Below are 622 nucleotides of genomic sequence, written 5' to 3' on the forward strand. Positions count from 1 at the left end.
ATTTAGTGCATGTGCGCTGCTTGTGGTGACGCAAGCTAACTCCGCATGTAACTATCTTTCTGATCGCTCCGTGGTGTTTGAAGACAACACCATGCCCATCTGTGAAGAAATTTTTGATACTGTTGGTGTGCTTAGTACCGATACCTTAGATTGGTATGCTGCTGAAGCGACAGCAGAAGGACCAACAGAAAACTACTGGGAAGAGTGGGCAATCAAATCGCAAGACATTCCGTTTCTTACTCAAAACGTAGACAAAAACTATTTTGGTCTTGGTATTTGGATGCCAGAAGAGCTACGTGAAGAAGAAAACAAAATGACCACAGAAGAGTGGCTTCGCAGCCATGGTCTCATGTTCAGCATCGGTTTTGGTAATAAAGCTGATGGTGAGCCAAGAATGCGCTTCGACTATCGTTGGCACGAGTATTACGACGCCGACTGGATGATGCAAATTGAAGTGCCATTTTAGTTCATCGTTTTTCACCGAGCGTTCGATGTGTGTTGTGCTTGGGATTACTTGGGGAAATATGTGACCCTACGTGAGGCAAAGAATCAGAAAGGGGCGTACCGCAAAGTACGCCCTTTTTGATCTTGTGTGAGTCTCGTGTGAGAAAACGCTATACAC

General features: G+C 45.2%; 1 protein-coding gene. It reads left to right on the forward strand.

Annotated features, from left to right (window positions below; translation table 11 throughout):
- The coding region (locus R7Z47_RS25515) for a hypothetical protein (RefSeq protein ID WP_318130850.1) at positions 1–466 on the forward strand (466 nt) is incomplete at its 5' end.
- Positions 467–622 lie beyond the last annotated feature (156 nt).

It is taken from the genome of Vibrio sp. 1641, from assembly GCF_033339995.1.
In the GTDB taxonomy this organism is placed as follows: domain Bacteria; phylum Pseudomonadota; class Gammaproteobacteria; order Enterobacterales; family Vibrionaceae; genus Vibrio; species Vibrio alginolyticus.